This window comes from Sphingobacterium sp. UBA5639, assembly GCF_002421245.1.
Lineage (GTDB): Bacteria > Bacteroidota > Bacteroidia > Sphingobacteriales > Sphingobacteriaceae > Sphingobacterium > Sphingobacterium multivorum.
This window is the reverse complement of sequence record NZ_DIJR01000029.1, coordinates 1-13,872: the sequence shown is the minus strand read 5'-3', so window position 1 is coordinate 13,872 and position 13,872 is coordinate 1. Positions and strand designations below refer to the sequence as shown.

Annotated in this window: 13 protein-coding genes and 1 tRNA gene; 4 read left to right on the top strand and 10 right to left on the bottom strand. The window is 41.0% G+C overall.

Translation table 11 applies throughout. From position 1 onward, the window contains the following. Positions 1-70 precede the first annotated feature (70 nt). On the bottom strand, positions 71-1,741 hold the full coding sequence (locus B4Z90_RS16995; RefSeq protein WP_112375086.1) for a PspC domain-containing protein: 1,671 nt from the start codon (positions 1,739-1,741) through the stop codon (positions 71-73). Beyond that, positions 1,734-2,105 carry a PadR family transcriptional regulator gene (locus tag B4Z90_RS16990; protein ID WP_046673104.1) on the bottom strand — a complete coding sequence of 124 codons (372 nt, stop codon included), beginning with the start codon at positions 2,103-2,105 and terminating at the stop codon, positions 1,734-1,736. The genes B4Z90_RS16995 and B4Z90_RS16990 overlap by 8 nt, the downstream gene beginning before the upstream one ends. A gap of 154 nt (positions 2,106-2,259) precedes the next feature. Between B4Z90_RS16990 and B4Z90_RS16985 the strand changes: the two genes are divergently transcribed. After that, positions 2,260-2,646, top strand: a complete 387-nt coding sequence (locus B4Z90_RS16985; RefSeq protein WP_083295776.1) for a VanZ family protein — start codon at positions 2,260-2,262, stop codon at positions 2,644-2,646. Positions 2,647-2,776: 130 nt separating this feature from the next. Here the strand turns inward: B4Z90_RS16985 and B4Z90_RS16980 are convergent, their stop codons facing one another. From B4Z90_RS16980 to B4Z90_RS16955, 6 genes are all read right to left on the bottom strand, one after another. After that, positions 2,777-3,475 (bottom strand): ComF family protein, encoded by a 699-nt coding sequence (locus tag B4Z90_RS16980; RefSeq protein WP_112375087.1) that lies wholly within the window; start codon positions 3,473-3,475, stop codon positions 2,777-2,779. Between the two features lie 41 nt (positions 3,476-3,516). Continuing rightward, positions 3,517-4,617, bottom strand: coding sequence for a 23S rRNA (adenine(2503)-C(2))-methyltransferase RlmN (gene rlmN / locus B4Z90_RS16975; RefSeq protein ID WP_370445105.1), 1,101 nt, complete (start codon positions 4,615-4,617; stop codon positions 3,517-3,519). A 74-nt stretch (positions 4,618-4,691) separates the two neighbouring features. Beyond that, a complete protein-coding gene (locus B4Z90_RS16970; protein ID WP_046673102.1) occupies positions 4,692-5,273 on the bottom strand; it encodes a tRNA-(ms[2]io[6]A)-hydroxylase in 582 nt (193 codons plus the stop codon). A gap of 71 nt (positions 5,274-5,344) precedes the next feature. After that, positions 5,345-6,385 (bottom strand): LLM class flavin-dependent oxidoreductase, encoded by a 1,041-nt coding sequence (locus B4Z90_RS16965; protein ID WP_286710275.1) that lies wholly within the window; start codon positions 6,383-6,385, stop codon positions 5,345-5,347. A gap of 171 nt (positions 6,386-6,556) precedes the next feature. After that, on the bottom strand, positions 6,557-7,225 hold the full coding sequence (locus tag B4Z90_RS16960) for an AcvB/VirJ family lysyl-phosphatidylglycerol hydrolase (protein WP_112375090.1): 669 nt from the start codon (positions 7,223-7,225) through the stop codon (positions 6,557-6,559). Between the two features lie 21 nt (positions 7,226-7,246). Then, entirely contained in the window at positions 7,247-9,841 is a 2,595-nt protein-coding gene (locus B4Z90_RS16955; protein ID WP_286802826.1) for a phosphatidylglycerol lysyltransferase domain-containing protein, read from the bottom strand. A 124-nt stretch (positions 9,842-9,965) separates the two neighbouring features. Here B4Z90_RS16955 and B4Z90_RS16950 point away from each other — a divergent pair, with 124 nt between their 5' ends. Further along, positions 9,966-11,201, top strand: a complete 1,236-nt coding sequence (locus B4Z90_RS16950; RefSeq protein ID WP_204990873.1) for a glycosyltransferase — start codon at positions 9,966-9,968, stop codon at positions 11,199-11,201. 4 nt (positions 11,202-11,205) lie between these two features. Here the strand turns inward: B4Z90_RS16950 and B4Z90_RS16945 are convergent, their stop codons facing one another. After that, entirely contained in the window at positions 11,206-12,315 is a 1,110-nt protein-coding gene (locus B4Z90_RS16945; protein WP_204990874.1) for an MBL fold metallo-hydrolase, read from the bottom strand. Next, positions 12,315-12,851 carry a dCTP deaminase gene (gene dcd / locus B4Z90_RS16940; RefSeq protein ID WP_046673098.1) on the bottom strand — a complete coding sequence of 179 codons (537 nt, stop codon included), beginning with the start codon at positions 12,849-12,851 and terminating at the stop codon, positions 12,315-12,317. The genes B4Z90_RS16945 and dcd overlap by 1 nt, the downstream gene beginning before the upstream one ends. 119 nt (positions 12,852-12,970) lie before the next feature. On the opposite strand from dcd, the gene B4Z90_RS16935 reads away from it, so the two are divergent. After that, entirely contained in the window at positions 12,971-13,612 is a 642-nt protein-coding gene (locus B4Z90_RS16935; protein ID WP_112375444.1) for a 4'-phosphopantetheinyl transferase family protein, read from the top strand. Between the two features lie 110 nt (positions 13,613-13,722). Next, positions 13,723-13,794: transfer RNA gene (locus tag B4Z90_RS16930), tRNA-Glu, on the top strand. The last annotated feature ends 78 nt before the right edge of the window (positions 13,795-13,872 follow it).

Genomic DNA, 13,872 nt, shown 5'->3' with positions numbered 1-13,872 from the left:
AGTACTGATTTTCGATTGGTTATAGCGGTAATAATTTGTCTTCCGCCTTCAGGCGGAAGATTGGTTTATGTTATTTTTTTTTTGTCTCTATGGTAACACCATCTTTTTTGAGATTAATAATGGTATCCCGACGGATGACAACAGACGTATCATGTGCAACTACCTCATTCCCCTCAGTGGCTGTTTCGTCACTGTCATCTGACTTTTTGGGCGGCAAGGCACATTTCAACCCAAGTGATGTAACTACAAATTCGACTTCTTTTATATCCCTTAGATCTTCACTATAACGGTCACGACATTCGTAAAATGAAATATCCCTTAATTTATCTTCCAAATTATCATTAATGATCAACTTGGTACCTACTGGGAGAAACAACGTAATATTGACTTCTTGATCCCGATAGAGCTCACCTTCATTCAATTGGAACGCATTGTCAAATGTTAATGATGTACTATCTTGTCTCAATGCATAGTTAATTTTACCAGCTCTATCCGTTGCGACTTTATAAGAATTTCCTTTAGCCGAATACTCATAACGTACATATGGTTCTTGCAAAGAGTCAATACGCTCAATTCGAATACGGATATTACGCCTCAAATAGGTTGAAACGTTTTCATTTTTAATACCGATACCACTTCTCACACCATTTTTTAAGCGGATTACCCGAATATCATTTTCATTTAAGTAATAAACAGCCTGTTTTTGCAGTGGCTTCTCTTCAACAATCGTACTAGACTCTTTGAATTCCTTTGCTACCGATGTAGCGTAGTAGATGATACCGCCTATCGATGCCAACCAGACTAAAAACAAGGTGGTTGTCAAATAATTGTTCATTGGTTTTTTCTCGAAGAGAACACGGAGAAGCAAATAGAACAAGCCGGCGAAAGGGATAAAAATGGCCAAGAAACCCGCGATCAAAGCGAAAGGTACATCGCTCGGATTCATGAGGTAGAAAGGACCAGAATCGTCCATGACGTCAGGAATTACGTTCACAATAGCCAGTGCAAAGAAGATAAGTCCAATGATCAATCCGATGAGCGTTAACCCGACGATAATAACAAAGAATACGCCGATAACTTTCACAAAGACCTGCAATAATTTAGCAACACCATCTCCGGTGCGGTCCATTCCCCTCGAGAACGAGTCCCTTACCCCGCTCATTTCTTCATCAAAAGAACGTTTGAAGTTCTGAATATTCGGTGCTTCACCACGCATTTCCATCTTATCTGCACGGGTTACAGCGAGCGGCATTACGATCCATAGGATAACATAGACCAATACGCCCGATCCACCGATCACAACAAATAAAGCAAAGAGTAAGCGTACCCATTTCGCCTCAATACCAAAAAAGTGCCCCAATCCACTACATACTCCACTGAAAACTTTGTCATCGGGATCGCGCATCAGCTTCTTCCCTACTTTAAAACCATCTGCATTTGGCTGGCGCTGAAAAGACGCATAACCATCCTGATCCTCAGACTCGAAATCGCTGACGCTCCCCATTTGCTCGATAACGGCATTAACATCGTCCATATTCAGAACTTCTTTGCTGCCAGCCTGAATCTTCTCGGTAAACATTTCAGAAATACGATTTTCGATGTCCTCCAAAATCTCCTTACTATCTTCCGATTGTCCAAAGTGCTTCTTTATATCAATCATGTAGGAGCGAAGCACCTCATAAGCATCCTCTTCAATATGGAAGACGATACTATTTATGTTGATAATTATTGTCTTATTCATCGTTATTATCTTTAACTGGTTTAGTTGAATCATTGTTTCTACCCACCAATGACGTGTTTACAGCAAACACGAGCTCATTCCAGGTAACATCTAGTCGCGAAAGGACTTCTAACCCTTCTTGGGTAATTTCATAATATTTTCTAGGCGGACCTGAAGTTGACTCCTTCCATATATAGCTTAACAGTCCATTGTTTTTTAGACGTGTTAGAAGCGGATATAAGGTTCCTTCCACAACCAATAATTGAGCTTTTTTCAGTTCGCTGATAATATCGGAGGCATAAATTTCTCCTCGAGAAATTATGGATAGGATACAATATTCAAGTATCCCCTTCCTCATTTGGATTTGTGTATTTTCAGCTATCATAACAATACAAAGATATATGTATTTTATGGTACCATGCAATACATAGTACCATACAAAACAAAACAATCCAACTAAACAACTGATTTACAGTGAAATAATTTTTAAATAAATAATATTTTTATTTCTATCAGGAAATTTTTGGATATTTATCGCCATGATTAAAATCTTATTAGACTATAAGTGGTGTTTTATTTGGGCCATAATAGTTATTGTTTTATGCACCCTCCCGGGCAATAATTTTGATGCAGTTCCCGCCTATCCAGGTATGGATAAATTAGTCCATTGTGGGATGTTCTTTGTTTTCTGTACATTGCTATACAACGGTGTAATCCAGCAATTCCACGGTAAACCGACCCGTTGGCTTCCAATCTTTGTCGTTTCCATCCTTGGTTTTTTATTTGCAGGACTGACAGAGTTACTTCAGCTTTATATTTTTACGTATCGCAGCGGTGACTGGTGGGATTTATTTGCAGACAGCATCGGAATCGGCATGGCAGGATTTGCCTATCTCCTAAACTATGTCAACCGACGTCGCAAATAACGTGTTGAATTCGTTTTGACCTGGTCATTACTATTGAAGGCATGGCCTGCTCGTAATAGTGGTTACCGTAATTATTGAATTTGCTTTATCCGGACGGAGAAGGGTATAAGTTATGGGATAGACTTTCGAACTAGGCTCTTGCCAGCGTAGCAACAGATACCCTGCAATCAACTGCATCTAAGAGTGTCAATGCTGCTGAAACAACCGTTGCTCCCGTGGTCAATACATCGTCAACCACAAGGATATGTACGTTAGCCGGCAACATAGTGCCTTTGTAATCGAAAATATCACTTACATTGTCGTACCGGTCGATCCGCCCCTTACCCGTTTGGCTCATTGTCGCTTTCTTCCTGACCAAAATATCTTCCCGCAGGGGGATTCCCATTGCTCTGGACAACCCTCTTCCGAAGTAAGTGGATTGGTTGTAGCCTCTTTTTCGGAATTTGCTACGGTGCAATGGCACAGGAACAATACAATTGATATCCTGATAGGCCTTTGTTTTGATTAATTTTAAGCCGTATAGATAACCAAAATATTCTGCAAGAAAAGGTTGGTTGTTGTATTTAATCTGATAAATGAGGCGCTCTACGCGACTATCCTTTTGCAATAATAAGAATGAACAGGCCTCTTCCACCGGAGCTTTCCCCCAGAGCTGTCTTGCGGTATCATTATCCGAATATTCGTGAAAGTTAGTATAGGGCAAATGGAAATCGCATGCTGTACAGACAAACTTTTCCTGATATTTTAGCACACAGCCGCAACAGCCACATTCCCTTGGAAAAAATATGGCTATAAAATCGCTAAACACCTTATTTAATTCGGATTTCATCTGGTTAATTCCCCTATTAAAGATAGGAACTATCCTTCAGATTATGCTTCGGATTCCTCTTTTTCCTTATCCTTGATTGCTAATTGTCCGCAGGCTGCATCGATATCTTTACCACGGCTACGTCTCACATTCGTGATGATACCTTGGCTTTTTAAATAATTTGCAAATACCTCGATTTTATCTGCTTCAGCATTCAGGAAATCGGCCAATGCGATAGGGTTGTATTCAATCAGGTTGACCTTACAAGGAACATGTTTACAGAACTTGGCCAGTTCTTTTGCATCCTCCAGCTCATCATTGAAATTGTTAAAGACAATATATTCAAATGTAATGGGGTTCTTTGTTTTCGCATAAAAATATTTGAGTGCTTCGGCCAGTGCCTTTAGTGAGTTCTGCTCATTGATAGGCATAATTTCATTCCGTTTTTTGTCATTTGCCGCATGCAAAGAAAGTGCTAGGTTAAAACGTACCTGATCATCACCCAATTTCTTAATCATTTTTGCGATACCCGCTGTGGACACCGTGATCCGCTTGGCGGCCATATTCAATCCATCCGGCGCTGTAATGCGCTCAACAGACTTCATCATATTGGCATAATTCAACAAGGGCTCGCCCATCCCCATATAAACGATATTTGTCAGTGGCTGCCCATAGTGCTCTTCGGCTTGCTTGCTGATAAGAACGACTTGATCATAGATCTCATCGGCATTGAGGTTACGTTTACGATCCATATAACCTGTTGCACAGAACTTACAGGTCAAGCTACAGCCCACCTGTGAGCTGACACAAGCGGTCATTCGTTCCGGAGCAGGTATTAACACCCCTTCAATGATGTTGTTGTCATAGAGCCAAAAACTACTTTTAATTGTTTTATCTGAGCTGATCTGAGATTCTTTGACTGTAACTGCATTGATCGTAAAATTCGCTTTCAGCTTCTCACGAAGGGGCTTACTCAAATTACTCATCTGATCAAAATCTACGCAAGATTTCACCCAAATCCATTCATAAATCTGCTTCGCACGAAAGCCCTGCTCCCCCAACGCGGTAAGTTGATCTTTGATCTCATCCAAAGACAAACTCCTGATATCTATTATTTTACTTTTTTCAATCACGGTACAAAGATAAGAATAAATAAGTGACAAAAAATCCCGTTCTAAGAAATAGAACGGGACAACTGTTATGTATGTGTTTTAAAATAGGTAGGAGCGAGGTTCAATTAGCCATGAATGGCTTCTTTACTTCCGTACGACTGAATTAGCTTCCCTTCAAATTCCAACCACTCCTTCCAACGCTTTTCTACGTCGACGTCTACGGAATATTTGCGTGCAAAATTTAGAAATGTGGTATAATGATTTGCCTCAGACACCATTAAATCATAGTAAAACTTCGCAAGATCTTTATCTTGAATATTTTGTGAAAGCACTCTAAAACGTTCGCAGCTACGGGCTTCAATCATCGCCGCGAATAATAAACGGTCAATAAAAGCCATATTTCTACTGCCATCTTTTTTAGAGAATTTCATCAATTGACCGACATAATCATCTTTTCGTTCACGACCCAAGGTATAGCCACGTTCTTTGATGATATCAATAACCATCTTAAAATGTTCCATTTCTTCGATTGCGATTGCTGTCAGCTCATGCACCAAATCTTCGTGTTCTGAGTTGTTGGTAATTAAGGATATGGCATTTGAAGCAGCCTTTTGTTCACACCAGGCATGATCTGTCAAAATCTCTTCTAAATTTCCTTCTGCAATGTTTGCCCATCGCGGATCTGTCAACAACTTTAATCCAAGCATCTTACTCTCTAAAATGATTTACGACACAAAGGTAGCGAATATCTGAGCGTTAAAAAAATGATAATCGCTCTTTAGGCATCTTTATGAAGAGCCTTTCGAATTTCAGGTGCTATTTTCTCACCAAAAATCTCAATAGAACGCAGCATTTCTTTATGCCCAGGGGCGCCCACATCCATATGTGCAGAGAAGCGTGTCAATCCAAATTTCTCCTGTATTTGCAATATTTTATCTACGGCATAAGCAGCATCCCCAACAATAAGGTGTCCTCTGGAAGATCTTCCGAAGTCATATTGTGTGCGTTGGTATGGCGGCCATCCACGACTTGCACCGATACGATCCATCTGTGCCGAATAAATCGGATAATAGTAGTCTGCTACCTGCGCGTTGTTATCGCCAAAGAACGCATGCATATGTACCCCGACCTGAAAATTAGCCATATCATGCCCATTATCCTCATATGCTTGACGGTACATGTCAAATAAATGATCGAAGCTTTCATACATCCCGCCGATGATGGCAAACATAACCGGTAAGCCCAACTTTCCGGCACGGATCACAGAAGATGTTGTGCCACCTACTGCAACCCAAATCGGTAGTGATCCATTTTTAGGTCTTGGGAAAACTTCCTGATTGATTAATGGTGCTCTAAAATTACCGCACCAAGTAATTGGATTTTGCTTGTTCAGACGAAGCAAAAGCCCTAGTTTTTCCTCAAACAACTCGGAATAATCTTTTAGATCATAACCAAATAAAGGGAAAGATTCAATGAAGGATCCTCTTCCTGCCATGAGCTCAGCACGTCCATCGGATAAAAGATCGACGGCTGCGAAATCCTGAAATAATTTAACCGGATCGGCAGAACTTAATACCGAAACTGCACTGCCCAATTTAATATTTTTGGTAACGGTAGAAGCCGCAGCCAAGATAATTTCGGGTGCTGCAACCGCATAATCTGCACGGTGATGCTCCCCTATTCCAAAGAAATCCAATCCTACTTGATCCATAAGCTTGATCTCTTCAATAATTTCTTTCATTCTATCTTGTGCTGCCTGGATTTGACCTGTAACAGGATCTATCCTCGAGTCGCCAAACATTCCTATTCCTAATTCCATTTTTATCTATTTTATAAGTCATTCAAAAGTAACACCTTCTTTCCCTGAATTATTTGATCTAGGATAAGAAAATGATACCGCACCATACCCTGGATCACAAAAAAATAAAGAGCTGTCTATTTGGTCGCTTACTTGATCTGGCCATCAACAAAGTTATACTAGGCTCCTCGGCTAAAAGAGTGCAACAGTATTCTTCGCGACCTGGTCTGCATTGCCACTAAAATGATGCCCGCCGGAGAGGTATTTTTTTGTAAAATTCTTAAGTGTTATCTTCTGTATCGGGAAATCAGCTTCATCATCACCAAGAATAACGCCCGTTTTGACTGCACCCATTCGATTGATTTCCGCGATCACGTCAAGACTCCGTTTTGTATTACTCCGACCCAAAATATCCGCTATATGGATCTCCAAATCTGTTGACACAGATGGTTCCAGCAGGACAACACTCTTTAGGTTCTTCTTAATGACGGGATCCAGGCGATTAATAATAAAAGGAACCGCGTCTGCGCCAAATGAATACCCCACTACAAAAAGATGTATATTTTGCCGTGCTAAGAGTATGTTTTTCAGTGTATTCGAAACATCGGCAGCAATCTCACTCGGGCTTTTCTTCTTCCAGAAATAGGTTTTCGAATCGATCGCTGCCACAGTATATCCTACTCCAGCAATCAGCTCACAAAGCTTGTTAGAGAATGAATTAAATCCACCATCGCCACTCAGATAGAGAACCAAAGGTAATGCAGCTTTATTGTTCCAATATTTCATGTCAATCAAACGCTGTTGTGCAAACGCATGAAACGCCATGCCAGCAATTATTAATAAGGTAGCTATTTTTTTCATCTGTACAGCATCTACATGAAGCTATTCGTTCGGTTTCATGACTTTGACCAGTGCTACAGGAAGTTGTATGAGATCAAAATCATTATCAAATATAAGGTATTTATTTTCCCAAAATGTCGCATACTTCTCTTTAAAGTCGCGCAGGCTATGGTAATGTTTAAAGTTACCCAATCGTGTTGAGGCAAATTTCATAATCTTTTCTGCGGGACTATCTGTCGCCCCCAACCCCGTCATCGGTACCATGCCCAAATTTAGATAGACGTACTTTTTGGCCTTAGCATACGCAATAAGCTCAACAATCAATGCATCCATGCTACCACCCGGTGCATCAAGAGACTTCCGAATCATATCGTAGGTGCACTCATCTTTCGCATAGTCGGGGATGATATTCAGAAAGGCTACGATAGTATTCTGCTCATTTTTCAGTACAATGATATCTTGCAAAATAAGCTCATTTTCATCAAACATCCCTTGCGAAAAAACCATTTCCTTTTTATCAAATTCTTTTAACCATTCGTTGGAAATTATCCTTAACTGATCTATAATTGCCTTTTCCTGCGGCGCTTTCAACACTTCTGTTGTAAAACCCTTTTTTTGAATTGCATTAAGTCCATTGCGTAATGACTTACGTTCTTTTCCTTCGAGCTTGAATGTTTCCAATTCTAATACAGCCTCTTGTCCAATGGTGATCTTCTGTTTACGTAGGGATGAAAAATGAACCAAACTATTTTCATCAACACGGTAATAAATGGCCTTTAAACCATTCGCATAACAGTATTGATCGAATTCCTGGACCAACTCTTCCTTATCCCCCTGTTCACAGACAGGCTCATCCAATACAATAGCAAATTCATTCGCCAAGCGATAAGCGGTAAATCCCTCCGAGACTTCTGAGAAAAACAAACTCTTATCTTTTCCCAATTTAAAGAAATCCATGGGAGACTGACCAAACTCAATCAATAATTGTTCTGCACGTTCCAATTCAGATTGGCTGGAGTCTTCATCTGCGAGGAGACGGGGACGAGCTAACGCGTAGATTAGTAGGAGCCAACAAAAAAGTCCAAGTACTTGCGTAATCCGCAGGAATTCTTGTCCAAATGCCGTTTGGGGCATCAAGTCATCATCAGCAAACAAGAGGAAGCTTCGTGCTGTATGATAGATAGATTGTCGCCAGGTGAAGTCGACACCGAAATGCTGTTTATCAATGAAGTAGAAGCTCAATACGTCAAACAGGCATATGGCTAGGAGAGCAACAAAAAATGTGATAAACCCGATTCGCACCCAGCGAATATTACTCTTGATCCGATATTGCTTATAGCTCACGGCCAGTAAAATCAAGGTCAATAAAGCAACCGAAGCTTCTTCATAGTCCAATGCCTTAAACACGTGCCCAAAAAGCGACAAGGCGCTAAACGCCACGGCGATCCAAAATGCAATTCGGAAACCTTTGATCAAGTACGCCGAGGTCACCAACAGCCCTAAGCCTAACACTAACACCATAAATTTGGACGCGTGAATTGCTTCTAAAGGCAAATAGAAACGATCAAGTTTCATCCGGTCGGCCAAAGGAGGCGTCAATACAGATACGAGATTTACCATGCCCAAGAAGAAGATAAGCAGCGCTGGGCCAATACGTGCCAGCAATTGTTTCCCACGCCATGCAAAAGCCAGAAGCCCCAGGACTAAAGGTAACCAAAATTCGAATGCCCGGTAGAGAATTGTAATGCCCAATCCTTCTGCCTGCGAGTAGCCGTACGCTTTAAAAATATACAGCATAGTCAACTCTACAGCCCCAAGCCCCCGTAGAAAAGGAGAAACAATCATCAATACCACCGAAACAGTATAGGCAATAGCCGCAGCCTCGAAAGAGTGGTCCAAACCAAGGGCATACATACTTACAAAAGCATGGGCAATACCGCAGCATTCAACGACCATCGATGCCAGCATGGTACCCAACAAATATTTTAGCTTGACCTCTCCTGAGAATATTTCATCAATATTAGAGGCTACAGCAGGAAATTTTAGTTCAACCCAGCGATAGACGCCTTTGTGTGTTCTAAAAGACCAAACGAGCCAAAATACGACGCCCAGAAGCAGCCCCAAAACCACCAATGAGATCCAGGCATCACCAAAATTTTTATTGTGCCAAATCGTATACAATATAACAGGTACACCTATCAGAAAGACCGTCAGTAGTCCGACATAGCCATACAGCGCCCCTGCTTGATGAATTTGCGTCGTATTCAAATTTCTTTTTCGCAACTGCGTCGTTGTATATGCCAAAGAACTAATCCCACCCGCAGGCAGAAACACACTGAGTAAATTTCGCTTGAGGAAAAGATCAATAGCGATTCTCAGGTTAATAGAAAGGCCTATCGCTTTAAAACTCTGCACATACATCAATCCCTGAAGTACAATATAGACGAGAGTAATTCCTACGCCGACCAAAACCCAGGTTAGATTGGCCGCACGCAAATGTGGAATGATGGCAGCAAGCTCTTTTCGTTCATTTCTAAAAAATACAAAGGCCAACAAAATAACCAAAACAGCTATTAGTTCCTTCCAATAGGTCTTTGGTGAAAAATGTCGAATTCGTAGCGCAATAGTTTTGGCCATATAATCGTTTAATGATGAATAACCTTGAGATATAGTATAAACACGAAATAAAGCTAATCGTTTGAAAATGACTAATTGTTAATTTTTCGTCAATTCTTTTCACATTAATCAGTAATTTTCCGGCATGAAAGAGAAAAAGGTTTTGTTCATCGGACTGGTGTGGCCAGAGCCAACATCTTCAGCAGCGGGCTTCCGTATGATGCAATTAATTGAGACGTTTATTAATCGCTCTTATCAGATTACATTTGCTTCTGCTGCTGCCAAATCGCCGTATAGTGCACCTTTACAGTCTCTCGGGATCCAGGAACAGACCATCGTGCTGAATAGCAACAGCTTTGATGAATTTATTGCGCAACTTAAGCCCGACATTGTTGTATTTGACCGCTTTATGGTAGAAGAGCAATATGGTTGGCGTGTTGCACAGCATTGTCCAAATGCACTCCGCGTACTTGACACGGAAGATTTGCATTTTTTGCGTCAGGCGAGACAGACATCCGTCAAAAATAACGGTGATTTTTCCTTTCAAGAGTTATTTACCGATACGGCCAAACGGGAAATTGCCGCGATATTGCGCAGTGACCTCTCGTTGATCATTTCCGAATCCGAAATGAAGATTCTGATCGAAGAATTTCGCATTTCACCCGATATCCTTTATTATCTCCCTTTTCTCGAAGATGAGATCACTGCTGCAGATGTGGAGCAATGGAACACCTTCGAAGAGCGCAAGAACTTATTATTTATCGGAAATTTTATCCATGAGCCGAACTGGCATACGGTACAATACCTAAAAACACAAATCTGGCCGCAATTACGGAAGATGCTCCCCAAAGTGGAATTACACATTTATGGCGCCTATGCAACCCAAAAAGTACTTCAGTTAAACAACCCAAAAGAGAATTTCCTGATCAAGGGCCGAGCGGAATCTGCTCGTCTGACCATGGAAAGTTACCGTCTACTGGTGGCTCCAATTCAATTTGGTGCCGGTGTGAAAGGGAAGTTTATCGACGCCATGCAGACAGGTACACCATCTGTCACCACGAAAGTTGGTGCAGAAGCCATGAAGGGCAATTTGGACTGGAATGGCTTTATCGAAGACGATCCCGAAACGTTCTGCCGAAAGACTGTTGAGCTCTACGAAAATGAAGATCTTTGGAAAACGGCCCAAGAACATGGTATCCGTATTATCAACGAACGTTATGAAAAACGAAAGTATCAGTCCGATTTTATGACTAATCTATCTTTATTAAAAGTACAGATTGACAGGCATCGTCAACAAAACTTTATTAGTCAGATATTATTGCACCACACGATGCAGAGCACAAAATATATGTCTTTATGGATCGAGGAAAAAAATAAATAGATCCTTAGTTAACTTCCCGCCACCAAGGGGCGTATACGGTATCTAATTTATTCAAATGGATCATTTCCCCTATTTTTGGCGTAAGCAGTGTGATCTGTTCTTTGTTCGCCGTCTCGTAAAATTTCTCCATGGGTTCTTTCCAATCGTGCATCGCCAACGCGAATTTAGAAGAGTGAACGGGTAAAATAGCTTTGGCCTTCAGATCCTTCGTTTCAGCAGCCCATTCATCAGGTAAAGAATGGATATAATGCCAGGCATCGTTATACTGGCCATTTTCCAAGATCGCTAAATCAAATGGACCAAATTGGTCACCTATTTTTTTGAAGTGCTTACCATACCCACTATCTCCCCCCAAGAAAATGCTGTACTTAGAAGTTTTTAACACAAAAGATGTCCACAAGGTATTATTCCGTGTAAATCTACGTCCCGAAAAGTGCCTTGCGGGTGTGAAGGTTACTTGAAAATCGGGCGCCAGTTTTATCTGGTCATACCAATCACCCTCGATGATCTGATCGGCCTTGTATCCCCAAGATTCAAAATGCGCCCCTACTCCGAGACCACAGATCACCTGACCGACTTTATCCCGCAATTTCACAACAGTCTCATAGTCCAGATGATCGTAATGATCATGCGAGATAAACAAATAGTCAATTTTCGGAAAAACCATCGCCGCATAGTCGACCGACATCTTAAATGCTTTATTGCTACCTGGTATGGGAGAAGCATTTGAGCTGAATACTGGATCTACCACTATTAATTTTCCATCTAACTTCAATAGATAGGAGGAGTGACCAAACCAAATCAGTACGTCATCTGCGGGAAGATGTGCTAAATCGCATTCCATAGCTGGCAATACACTGATAGGTTTTAAGTGGGGATTCTTGTTGAAAAGGAAATCCCACAACAAAGAGACCATATTCACATCGCCTTTCAACGATGGCGTTACTTCGAGGTTATGAAAAATACCATTTTTAAAATTGGGGGACTGTTTCATACGTTCAAGCCGAGCTCCTTTGAAACTTCCGCCAAACATTGGATGAACAAAATAATAAAGCACGCTACTGATGAGCGCAATCAATAGCGTCGCTAATACAATCCATCCAATCGTTTTCATTAGAAGTTATTCTTCCACATCATCGACTCCACCGGACGGATGGTCTTGCCATTGTATTTTGCGTTACCTTTGGTGTTATAAAATGTCTCGATATCGCCTTCTACAGCAAAATAGATCAATTGTCCAATTGGCATTCCCGCGTAAACCCGAACAGGCTGAGCAACCGAAATTTCCAAGGTCCAGGTATTACAGAAACCGACATCGCCCTTTCCTGCAGTTGCATGAATATCTATCCCTAAGCGACCAGTACTCGATTTGCCCTCTAAAAAAGGAACATGTTTATGCGTTTCGGTATACTCTTGCGTAACACCTAAATAAAGGGTGTTGGGTTCCAAGACGAAACCTTCTTCCGGGATTTCAAAATGCTGAATTTCATTGTGCTTCTTGGCATCAAGTACACGGTCTGCATACGTTGCCAAATATTTCCCCAAATGCACATCGTAGGAATTTGTTCCTAAACATTTACGATCAAATGGTTGAATGACAATGCTGCCATTTTCAATCTCTTCGAGAATTCTTTTATCAGATAAAATCATGTGTATCAAAATAGCAAAAGCATCAGGCAATGCTATACAAATTCAAAAATACAGTTCTCCCACTAATTTTACTTCATTTTTCAAAACAAAAATCTGCGATTTGTTTTTTAAATTTGGGTATGAGTCTAGTGTATCTACGTGAAATTGATAGCCAAACCAAATTTGCAATTTGGCGAATTGAGGAATCGGACGACGATTTACTGTCGAAACTTCAATTGGATGAACGTGAAAAAGCGAAATTAGGGTCTTTCAACAAAGGGAAAAGACGGTTACATTGGCTTGCCACCCGTGTGCTGTTGCGCACCTTATTAAACACATCCCGTTATATAGAATGTCCATCTGATGCAAATGGCAAGCCTTATCTCGCCAATTTTCCCCAAAAAATATCACTTTCACACTCATTTGATTATGCCGCAGCTATGATCAGCACAAAAGGAGAGGTGGGTATCGACATGGAAATCATCAAAACAAAAGTAGAGCGTATCCAACATAAGTTTCTAAAACCTGCGGAGCTTGCATTCATCGCACAGGATGAGAACCGATATGAGCAGCTTTATGCTTGCTGGTGCGCTAAAGAAGCGATTTATAAACTTCAGGGAAATGCAGGGGTCTCCTTCTTGAATAACATGACCATACAACCATTCGACTACCAGGTGCAGGGCATATTAAAACTCGAACTCCACAGCGATCAACATACACATCTATATGACGTACATTACGAGAAGTTCAATGAATATATGCTCGCCTACGCTGTAGAATAGGTCCTTTAAAAAAATAATTTTTCTCAATTTCAATGAATTAGCACACAGACAGCACTTTTTTTTTGTGCTTTTTGAAAAAGCTTCTATATTTGCATCATCGAAAACGATATGGCCCGTTCGTCTAGGGGTTAGGACGCAAGATTTTCATTCTTGAAACAGGGGTTCGATTCCCCTACGGGCTACAAAAAGCGACTTCAAAAGAGTCGCTTTTTTTATTTAAAGCCTATACCGTTTATTGGGATCAAGCAGACTTCTTGGGG

Coding starts and splice junctions, on each gene's coding strand:
- B4Z90_RS16995 (WP_112375086.1), bottom strand. CDS start 1,741: ATGAATAAGACAATAATTATCAACATAAATAGTATCGTCTTCCATATT.
- B4Z90_RS16990 (WP_046673104.1), bottom strand. CDS start 2,105: ATGATAGCTGAAAATACACAAATCCAAATGAGGAAGGGGATACTTGAA.
- B4Z90_RS16985 (WP_083295776.1), top strand. CDS start 2,260: ATGATTAAAATCTTATTAGACTATAAGTGGTGTTTTATTTGGGCCATA.
- B4Z90_RS16980 (WP_112375087.1), bottom strand. CDS start 3,475: ATGAAATCCGAATTAAATAAGGTGTTTAGCGATTTTATAGCCATATTT.
- B4Z90_RS16970 (WP_046673102.1), bottom strand. CDS start 5,273: ATGCTTGGATTAAAGTTGTTGACAGATCCGCGATGGGCAAACATTGCA.
- B4Z90_RS16965 (WP_286710275.1), bottom strand. CDS start 6,385: ATGGAATTAGGAATAGGAATGTTTGGCGACTCGAGGATAGATCCTGTT.
- B4Z90_RS16960 (WP_112375090.1), bottom strand. CDS start 7,225: ATGAAAAAAATAGCTACCTTATTAATAATTGCTGGCATGGCGTTTCAT.
- B4Z90_RS16955 (WP_286802826.1), bottom strand. CDS start 9,841: ATGGCCAAAACTATTGCGCTACGAATTCGACATTTTTCACCAAAGACC.
- B4Z90_RS16950 (WP_204990873.1), top strand. CDS start 9,966: ATGAAAGAGAAAAAGGTTTTGTTCATCGGACTGGTGTGGCCAGAGCCA.
- B4Z90_RS16945 (WP_204990874.1), bottom strand. CDS start 12,315: ATGAAAACGATTGGATGGATTGTATTAGCGACGCTATTGATTGCGCTC.
- dcd (WP_046673098.1), bottom strand. CDS start 12,851: ATGATTTTATCTGATAAAAGAATTCTCGAAGAGATTGAAAATGGCAGC.
- B4Z90_RS16935 (WP_112375444.1), top strand. CDS start 12,971: ATGAGTCTAGTGTATCTACGTGAAATTGATAGCCAAACCAAATTTGCA.